This is a genomic window from Paenisporosarcina sp. P4_E4_2, from assembly GCF_056401595.1.
This window is the reverse complement of the sequence record NZ_JBFUJC010000118.1, coordinates 1-8,607: the sequence shown is the minus strand read 5'-3', so window position 1 is coordinate 8,607 and position 8,607 is coordinate 1. Positions and strand designations below refer to the sequence as shown.

Annotated in this window: 9 protein-coding genes; 7 read left to right on the top strand and 2 right to left on the bottom strand. The window is 41.4% G+C overall.

Going from position 1 to position 8,607, the window contains the following annotated elements; genetic code table 11:
- Nucleotides 1-8: 8 nt before the first annotated feature.
- From AC1DSB_RS10060 to AC1DSB_RS10050, 3 genes are all read left to right on the top strand, one after another.
- Complete coding sequence (locus AC1DSB_RS10060) at nt 9-1,109, top strand: bifunctional cystathionine gamma-lyase/homocysteine desulfhydrase (RefSeq protein WP_477586641.1); 1,101 nt, start codon at nt 9-11, stop codon at nt 1,107-1,109.
- Between the two features lie 192 nt (nt 1,110-1,301).
- Nucleotides 1,302-1,685, top strand: coding sequence for a hypothetical protein (locus tag AC1DSB_RS10055; protein ID WP_477531396.1), 384 nt, complete (start codon nt 1,302-1,304; stop codon nt 1,683-1,685).
- 100 nt (nt 1,686-1,785) lie between these two features.
- A complete protein-coding gene (locus AC1DSB_RS10050; RefSeq protein ID WP_477531397.1) occupies nt 1,786-2,823 on the top strand; it encodes a flavin-containing monooxygenase in 1,038 nt (345 codons plus the stop codon).
- An 81-nt stretch (nt 2,824-2,904) separates the two neighbouring features.
- Here AC1DSB_RS10050 and AC1DSB_RS10045 read toward each other — a convergent pair whose 3' ends face one another.
- The gene (locus AC1DSB_RS10045; RefSeq protein WP_016429113.1) at nt 2,905-3,681 is read right to left on the bottom strand and encodes an enoyl-CoA hydratase-related protein; all 777 of its coding nucleotides are present in this window, start codon (nt 3,679-3,681) and stop codon (nt 2,905-2,907) included.
- A 115-nt stretch (nt 3,682-3,796) separates the two neighbouring features.
- On the opposite strand from AC1DSB_RS10045, the gene AC1DSB_RS10040 reads away from it, so the two are divergent.
- The gene (locus AC1DSB_RS10040; protein ID WP_477531398.1) at nt 3,797-5,419 is read left to right on the top strand and encodes an ABC1 kinase family protein; all 1,623 of its coding nucleotides are present in this window, start codon (nt 3,797-3,799) and stop codon (nt 5,417-5,419) included.
- 186 nt (nt 5,420-5,605) lie between these two features.
- The gene (locus AC1DSB_RS10035; RefSeq protein WP_342543105.1) at nt 5,606-5,971 is read left to right on the top strand and encodes a YhjD family protein; all 366 of its coding nucleotides are present in this window, start codon (nt 5,606-5,608) and stop codon (nt 5,969-5,971) included.
- Between the two features lie 70 nt (nt 5,972-6,041).
- Here the strand turns inward: AC1DSB_RS10035 and AC1DSB_RS10030 are convergent, their stop codons facing one another.
- On the bottom strand, nt 6,042-6,590 hold the full coding sequence (locus AC1DSB_RS10030; protein ID WP_477531399.1) for a competence protein ComK: 549 nt from the start codon (nt 6,588-6,590) through the stop codon (nt 6,042-6,044).
- A gap of 184 nt (nt 6,591-6,774) precedes the next feature.
- Between AC1DSB_RS10030 and AC1DSB_RS10025 the strand changes: the two genes are divergently transcribed.
- Both AC1DSB_RS10025 and uvrB read left to right on the top strand, forming a co-directional pair.
- Nucleotides 6,775-7,014 (top strand): IDEAL domain-containing protein, encoded by a 240-nt coding sequence (locus tag AC1DSB_RS10025; RefSeq protein ID WP_016429109.1) that lies wholly within the window; start codon nt 6,775-6,777, stop codon nt 7,012-7,014.
- A 208-nt stretch (nt 7,015-7,222) separates the two neighbouring features.
- Nucleotides 7,223-8,607 (top strand): excinuclease ABC subunit UvrB (uvrB, locus tag AC1DSB_RS10020; protein ID WP_477586639.1); only part of this gene is annotated, 1,385 nt, incomplete at its 3' end.

Sequence of the window (8,607 nt, the reverse complement as noted above, 5' to 3'; positions counted from 1 at the left end):
ACGCTGGAATAGTAGGAGACGAAACAACGGGTGCCGTTTCTACTCCGATTTACCAGGTAAGCACGTATAAACAGGATGCCGTAGGTGATTTCCGCGGATATGAATATTCACGTACAGGGAATCCGACTCGCCATGCACTTGAAGTATTAATTAGTGATTTAGAAGGTGGTCATGCAGGCTTCGCTTTCGGGTCAGGAATGGCAGCAATCAGTTCAGTCATGATGCTTTTCAATTCTGGTGATCATATCGTCATGACGGATGATGTATACGGTGGTACATACCGTGTCATGACAAAAGTATTAAACCGTTTCGGAATTGAATCCACGTTTGTTGATTCTTCAAACGCAGCTGAATTTGAAGCGGCAATTAAAGAAAATACAAAAGCGGTCTTTATTGAATCTCCAACCAATCCATTGCTGAAAGTAACGGACATTGCGGAAATTGCACAATTGGCAAAAGCAAAAGGTTTACTGACAATTGTTGATAACACGTTTTTGACTCCTTACTTGCAACAGCCACTTTCACTTGGAGCGGATATTGTGTTGCACAGTGCAACGAAATATATTGGCGGCCATAGTGATGTAGTTGCTGGGTTGGTAGTTGTTGCGACAGAAGAGTTAGCGAAAGACCTACACTTTGTTCAAAACTCAGTAGGGGCAATTTTAGGACCACAAGATTCATGGTTATTGATTCGTGGCTTGAAGACACTCGGAATCCGCATGGAAGAAACAAATTCAAATGCTAAGCGCATTGCTGATTTCCTAGTTGCTCATGAAGCTGTTAGAAACGTCTTCTATCCAGGATTGGAATCACATGCTGGGCACGGCATCATGAAGAAACAGGCAACTGGTTTTGGCGGAATGATTTCATTTGATGTGGGCAGTACTGAAAAAGCCGATCAGCTGATCAAGAAATTAAAATACTTCACACTTGCTGAAAGTCTGGGAGCGGTGGAAAGCTTGATCTCCACCCCGGCACGGATGACGCATGCGTCAATTCCGGCAGAACGCCGCCAAGAACTTGGCATTCTAGACGGCCTTGTTCGTATTTCGGTTGGTATTGAAGACGTTGAAGATTTAATTGAAGATTTAGAGCAAGGGTTAGTTTAATATTCGTAGACTTCAGCCACTCCATCGAGATATGGAGTGGTTTTTGTTTGGCTTATGATAAACGATGTTGCTGATAGTAAAATAGTCAGTTCCCTTTTCATCAATAAAAATTAATAGAGCGGTTTGTTTAATGAATTAGATACTATTTATCCTCCTTATGAACATATTCTATAATATGGATAGGAGGTCGCCATGAAAAAAATCAGTTTGGTTCTTTGTTTATTGTGCGTAATCCTTTGCACAATTTTTTGGATGCGGTATGGTCATATCTTGGCTCAGGATGAAGGGACAATTCGACTTGGTTTGGCAGTTGCAGTTTTGGATGTCACTACACGTGAGTCTGTAAAGTTTCAGGAGACGGAATACGTGAAACGTTATGTTTCTGAATATACGGAAGAGGCGACATTTGACCATGTGAAGAAAATCATGAGTGATCTGGGATGGTCGTATGAAACACAAGAAGGAACGGCCTTATTTTTCAAGAAAAATAAAGATACGATTGTTGTAGAAACCGCCATTTTTATAGACGATTATTTATTATGGGACATGCCTTTAGAAGCTATTGATTCAGAGTGATAGTTAATTTCCATTTTTTTCTGGACAGTGAGTGATAACAATTTTATATTTTTATTGAAGTCTATTTAAAACTTTAATCTCTATTTAGGAGTGTTCCCAGTTGTATCATACAATTGTCGTCGGTGCTGGTCAGGCTGGATTAGCTATGAGCTATTTTTTAAAGTCAAATGAGAAGGATTTTCTTGTTCTCGATAAAGGATCATTCATTGGTGAGAGTTGGGTTAATCGATATGACTCATTGGTTCTTTTTACACCACGCCTATATAATTCCCTTCCAGGCATGATAATGGAAGGAGAGCCGCATGGATTGCCGTCGAAAGATGAAGTCAGCCGCTACTTAGCACGGTATGCCAAGAATTATCAATTCCCTGTTCAATTTAATAAGGAAGTTCATGGAGTCGTTCTAAATGACGATCAGTCGTTTAAGGTAACGACAAATAATGGTGTTTTTCAAACAAAAAACCTCGTCATGGCAACTGGACCTTTCCATAACAAGTTTGTTCCTTCAATGTCTAAATCAATTGATGATTATGTTGTTCAATTGCATTCATCCGAGTATCGCAACGAAAGTCAATTGCAGGAAGGCAATGTGTTGGTGGTAGGCGGTGGGAACAGTGGAGCACAAATTGCTGTGGAATTATCGAAATCAAAGAAAACATTTTTGGCGGTCAGTAAAAACCCCGATTATATGCCGTTATTCATCATGGGAAAAAGCATTTTTTGGTGGTTGGATAAAGTGGGAATATTAAATGCGTCTTCAAATTCCATGCTAGGTAAATTCATACAGCGAAAAGGCGATTTCATTTTTGGCCACGAGTTGAAAAATGCACTAAAACAAAATCGGGTTGTACTAAAATCAAGGCTCATTGAGTGCAAGGCGAATGAAGTAAGATTCCAAGATGATTCCACCTTACATATACAAAATATCATCTGGTCCACAGGATTCAGATCTAACTACTCTTGTATTCAAATTAATGGAGCTATTAGTGAGAAAAATGAAGTGCTGCATCAACGAGGAATCAGTCCAGTAAAGGGATTGTATTTCTTGGGCTTGCCATGGCAAAGTAAAAGAGGATCCGCTATTCTTCAAGGTGTAGGAGACGATGCGGAATATGTGATGGCTTTTTTAAACGACTGATTCTATTGGAACATGATAGTGAAGATACTACCAAAAAGAGCTATTCCAGAGGAAGTGTGAAATCTCTGGAATAGCTCTTTATTATTTCCCTTTAAAGACAGGCTTTCTTTTTTCGCCAAATGCAATCAAGGCTTCAACACGGTCTTCAGTAGGTATCGTTATTTCATAGGCTTTTCGTTCAATGTTCAAGCCTGTATGTAAATCAGCGTTCATGCCGTGTTTAATAGCAAATTTCGCTTGTTGTACGGCGATCGGCCCGTTTGCTAAAATCAGATTGGCAAATTTCCCCGTTTCTTCTAGTAAGCTTCCGCTGGAAACTACTTTTGTTAAAACGCCGTAAGCCAGAGCTTCATCAGCTGTTAAGCGACGTGCAGTCAGGATTAATTCAAGAGCTTTTGCTTCTCCGATCAAGCGTGGCAGACGCTGTGTACCACCGGCTCCTGGAATGATGGCTAAGCTCGTTTCAGTGAGTCCAAGTAATATATTATCTGCTGCAATTCGGAAATCGCATGCTAGTGCAAGTTCCATTCCCCCACCGAATGCGTGACCATTCATCATGGCAATTGTAGGTTGTGGCAAGTTTTCAATTGCTGAAAATACTTCACCGATTTTGTAAATATTGCGTTTTACTTGTTGCTCTGTCAACGTTTTGCGTTCTTTTAAATCTGCACCTACACTAAATGCTTTTTCACCAGAACCTGTGAAAACAACGAGACGAACGTCTGGATTGATGCGAATGGCTTCGGCAACCTGACCAAGTTCACGTAACATATCATAGTTAAAGGCGTTCATAGAGTCCGGACGATTGAGTGTGATGATAGCTAAATTCCCGTTTTGTTCGTAGCGAATGGTGTCCATGGTAAATCCCCCTTATAATGTTCACAATTTTGAAAGTTTTTCCCTTCAAAACATATCACTTTTTGGACGTTGTCGCCATCTCTCTCTATAATGGTAGGCAAAGGAGGCGCTTGAAATGGAACGTTTAGCAATTTATCGAATTTATCGCATTGTCTGGATGTCCGTAAAGTTTTTTACACAAGTAACGCTTTTTCAGCGCCGTTATAAAGGTCGTTTTACACCGGTAATCAACGAAAAATGGGAGCGGCTTGTGACGAGGCAAGCGAAAGAATATAAACGGACCGCACTCAAACTTGGCGGATTAATGATTAAAATGGGACAGTTTTTATCGACACGTGCGGACATAATGCCGCCTTCATTTATTGCAGAGCTAGAAGGGTTGACCGACCGGGTTCCTGCTGTTCCGAGAGAGAAAGCAATTGATCTTCTCGAACAGGAGTGGAATGAAACTCATACGGATATTCTCATGAACCTATCGGATAAACCTGTCGCATCTGCATCGATCGGTGAAGTCTATAAGGGCTCGCTGAAAGACGGGACGCCTGTGGCAGTGAAAATTCAACGCCCGGAAATCGAGCGCATTTTACGTGCTGATTTTCGTGCCATGAAAATTGTGATTTGGCTGGCAAAACGTTTCACGGCTTTTGGCAAACAAATTGATTTCAATCTGTTGTATAGCGAGATGGTCGATACGGTTGGGGCAGAGCTTAATTTTTTACAGGAACTACGTAATGGGCGCAGCTTTGCGGACCGTTTCGAATCAATGCCAGGTGTTCGTTTCCCTGTGTACTATGATGAATTTTCTACGCGTCGCGTTCTGGTGATGGAATGGATTGAAGGTGCCCGTATAACCGACCTTGCATTTATTGATTCTAATGGGATAAACCGTCGCGTTTTATCGGAGCGACTGTTTCGGTTGTTTTTAGAACAAGTGCTGGATGGTGGACAATTCCACGCGGATCCACACGGTGGAAATATCTTAATTAAACCCGATGGCACGATTGTGTTGATTGATTTCGGAATGGTCGGTTCTATCAGTAAAGAGGAAGCGCGTTCCGTGTTAAAAGTCGTCGAAGGTATACTGCTCAAACAGTATGACCAAGTATTGGATGGTCTGGAAGAGTTGAGATTCTTGTTGCCGCAGGCAGACCGCCGTTTACTGGCAGATGCAATTGCCAGAGTGGTTGCAGCGTATGAATCCGAAGAATTGACGCAAATGGACAGTTTTGTCGTCGACCGTTTACTGGATGACTTAAAAGGAATTGTCCGTACGCAACCTGTGCAGCTGCCTGCGGAATTCGCCTTTTTTGGTCGGGCAGTTTCGACTTTTATTGGAGTTCTTCATGTTCTGGATCCGAAAGTGGATTTACTTGCTATTGCGCGGCCGCGTGTGCTCGAATGGGCAACAACCCAAAAAGAGGGGGACAAATCATTTTCGAAAGAGGATGCGGTACGCTTTGCATTAAATGCAATCGGACCATTGCGTGCTTTCCCACAAAAAGTAATTACTTTCCTAGATGAACCGACTCGAATGCGGGAATACATGCAAATTCGGGATGCACAATCCAAAGTGGAACGATTCCAACTGCAAACGCGAATGTTTGCCGGAATCATATCTGTTTTGTCCTTGGCTACAGGGTTTTATGCGGTATGGGATGATCATTCTCCATTAATGGTTACATCCGGATTTTTCTTTATCGCTTCTGCTTGGGTWTATCGAGGGAAATCACATAAATAACGCTGAACCATCTCTTTTTTGAGGTGGTTTTTTTGACGAATATTTCATGTCATCTCACGCTAAGGTTAACTTGAAGTGAGACGCAGCAACACTTCCAGCGAAATTCCCCTGATTTCCCACTTGTATTTTTTAAAAATGAGCGTACAATATAAAATACGAACAAACGTTCTTGAAGGAGGCGAAAACATGCCGCTCATTCCAGCCGATAGTTTACCCTATTTTGAAAAAATGATTTATCTCCCCATGGTATTGACCATTTTGGAGCGCGACCGGGAAATCGTTGAAAAAGGCCCATTCAAGTTGAAGAGACCTTATGTGGCCATGATCGATCAAGCAGTGAAGGAAGCGCAGCGTGAATTGAAAGACACGAAAATCTATTTGCGCCAACACAATATGAAAGTCATTCGAGGCAATCACGATGACACCTTTACCGAATATGTTTTTTTTCACAGTGGATACGAAGAGCATCGCCGCTATTTGAACGTGCGCTTGAGAAATCGAGTCGAGGAGCTGCTGAGTGTGTATCTGTCAATTGCAAAACAGGCTAATTGAGTGAGTGGGGAAATTGAGTGAAAATCAAAATAATAAGCCCTTTCACAGAGAAAGGGCTTAAGAGTATGTATTATCTGGTAGGATTTGTTTGGGTTGGTAAATATGTAAGCTTTGACTGAGAAAAAGGATGGTTCATTTGATCGCGTGTTTTTTGAAATTGATTCGTCAGGAAATGGGAAAGCACAAATTGTCTGCACATTGTTGTGTACGAAACATTCACCGGTAGAATCTGCGAATTAGTGAAATGCACTAAACATTGGTTGTGGGAATTAATTGAATAGCTATCGATAGCAGAAAAGGATATCCATATATTTCCGTCTGATTCGGCAGATAGGGTCGGCATCATGATTAATGGAACTCCAAAATCATGTGAAATGATGAGAGGGACTTTATGCAAAGGGCCAATGGATTCACGAGAGAAAAACGTAGCATGTTTATAAGAGTTTCCATAAAAAATAAGTGATTTTTTTATAATGGCCCCAGGCTTCATTCTAACGATAAATTCAATATGGTTTTCAATGACACGAGTGTAAAGATTATTCTCATTCCAGAACGGTACGAGAGCAATGGTGTTGAATGACACGATGTAATTCGAGGCAGCGGAGATTTTTTTATCCATCTATTCACATCCCTATTTTAGAGTACAAACCCTATTATAGAGAAAATTGGGAATTTTGCAATACTTTTGACTAATTAGTACAAATATTAAGAAAAAATAAATCATACGTAATATTCAGAAAAAACATTTGCAACTTCCTAGGTTTTTTATTTATAATAGAAAAAAGGCATCCGAGGTGATTGCAATGGATAAGTATTATTCATATGCTGATTTTCTGAAAGCGATGGGGCGAAATCAGACCGTTAGTGAAGCGGAGAAACTGTTGAACGATATCTACATGGATTTGTTCTTGAACCATGTGCATCGCGAGCAACGGAAAGAACGCTTGCTGACCTTGATTGATGGAGCGCTCGATCTGAAAGATAAAGAATCGTTTGTGGCATATACAAGCGAATTACGTCTGTTGCAACAAGAAAGTGTGTAATGATTAGATGATTAGTTCCTATAGACTTGTGAATTATCCGCTCTTCGCGAAGAGCGGATTTTGTTTTTTTAGCAGAAAAACATACGTTCGCTTTTTATTCGTGTTCCATTGGGGAATATGATAAAATATGAACATTCAATAAAAATGGCCGAACCCCGCTAACCTTAACAAAAGTAGCGCTTTCCGCTTTATAAACAAGGAGGAAATTATGGTACAGAATTTTGATTTGCAGGCTCCTTACAAACCTGACGGTGATCAACCGCAGGCGATTCGCGAATTGGTAAAAGGAATTGAAGAAGGTCGGAAATACCAGACGTTACTTGGTGCAACAGGAACAGGTAAAACATTTACCGTGTCGAATGTAGTGACGGAAATCAAAAAGCCGACATTAGTCATGGCTCACAATAAAACACTTGCAGGACAACTGTACAGTGAGTTCAAAGAATTCTTCCCGAATAATGCGGTGGAGTATTTTGTTAGTTTCTACGATTACTATCAACCGGAGGCTTATGTGCCACAAACGGATACGTATATCGAAAAAGATTCAAGTATTAATGAAGAGATTGATAAATTGCGCCACTCCGCAACGTCGGCTTTATTTGAACGGGAGGATGTATTAATTGTTGCATCCGTTTCATGTATATATGGACTCGGAAATCCCGAAGAATATCGGGAAATGGTGTTGTCCCTTCGTACGGGAATGGAAATCGAACGCAATCAATTACTCCGTCGATTGGTCGATWTTCAATATGAACGAAACGATATGAATTTCGTCCGCGGGAAGTTCCGTGTGCGAGGAGATGTCGTTGAAATTTTCCCGGCTTCCCGTGATGAACGGTGCATTCGCGTTGAGTTTTTCGGGGATGAAATCGACCGGATACGTGAAGTGGATGCCTTAACAGGTGAAATTATCGGAGACCGTGAACATGTTGCGATATTCCCGAACTCCCACTTCGTTACCCGTGAAGAAAAATTGCTGAAAGCGATAGAAAATATTGAAATTGAATTAGAACAGCAACTGAAAGTTCTACGTGGCGCAGACAAATTACTAGAAGCGCAGCGTCTGGAACAACGTACCCGCTACGACTTGGAAATGATGCGCGAGATGGGCTTTTGTTCAGGTATCGAAAACTAWTCACGTCATTTAACACTGCGCGAATCTGGGGCCACCCCATATACATTACTTGATTATTTTCCAGACGATTTCCTGATGGTCGTGGATGAAAGCCACGTAACATTGCCTCAAGTAAGGGGGATGTTCAACGGGGATCAGGCTCGTAAGAAAGTGTTGGTGGATCATGGGTTCCGGTTACCATCCGCCATGGATAACAGACCATTGACATTCCAGGAATTTGAAGGTCATATGGGGCAAGCCATATTCGTTTCAGCGACTCCAGGACCTTATGAATTGGAACACACACCTGACATGGTTGAGCAAATCATTAGACCGACAGGCTTGTTAGACCCTACAATCGATGTCCGTCCGATTGAAGGTCAGATTGATGATTTGATTGATGAAATCCGTCAACGGGCCGAGCGTAATGAACGGGTTCTTGTGACCACATTAACGAAAAAAATGTCAGAGGATTTAAC

Bases quoted from the DNA above. Each gene is read 5' to 3' on its own strand.
- AC1DSB_RS10055 (WP_477531396.1), top strand. From the start codon at position 1,302: ATGAAAAAAATCAGTTTGGTTCTTTGTTTATTGTGCGTAATCCTTTGC.
- AC1DSB_RS10045 (WP_016429113.1), bottom strand. From the start codon at position 3,681: ATGGACACCATTCGCTACGAACAAAACGGGAATTTAGCTATCATCACA.
- AC1DSB_RS10035 (WP_342543105.1), top strand. From the start codon at position 5,606: ATGCCGCTCATTCCAGCCGATAGTTTACCCTATTTTGAAAAAATGATT.
- AC1DSB_RS10030 (WP_477531399.1), bottom strand. From the start codon at position 6,590: ATGGATAAAAAAATCTCCGCTGCCTCGAATTACATCGTGTCATTCAAC.
- AC1DSB_RS10025 (WP_016429109.1), top strand. From the start codon at position 6,775: ATGGATAAGTATTATTCATATGCTGATTTTCTGAAAGCGATGGGGCGA.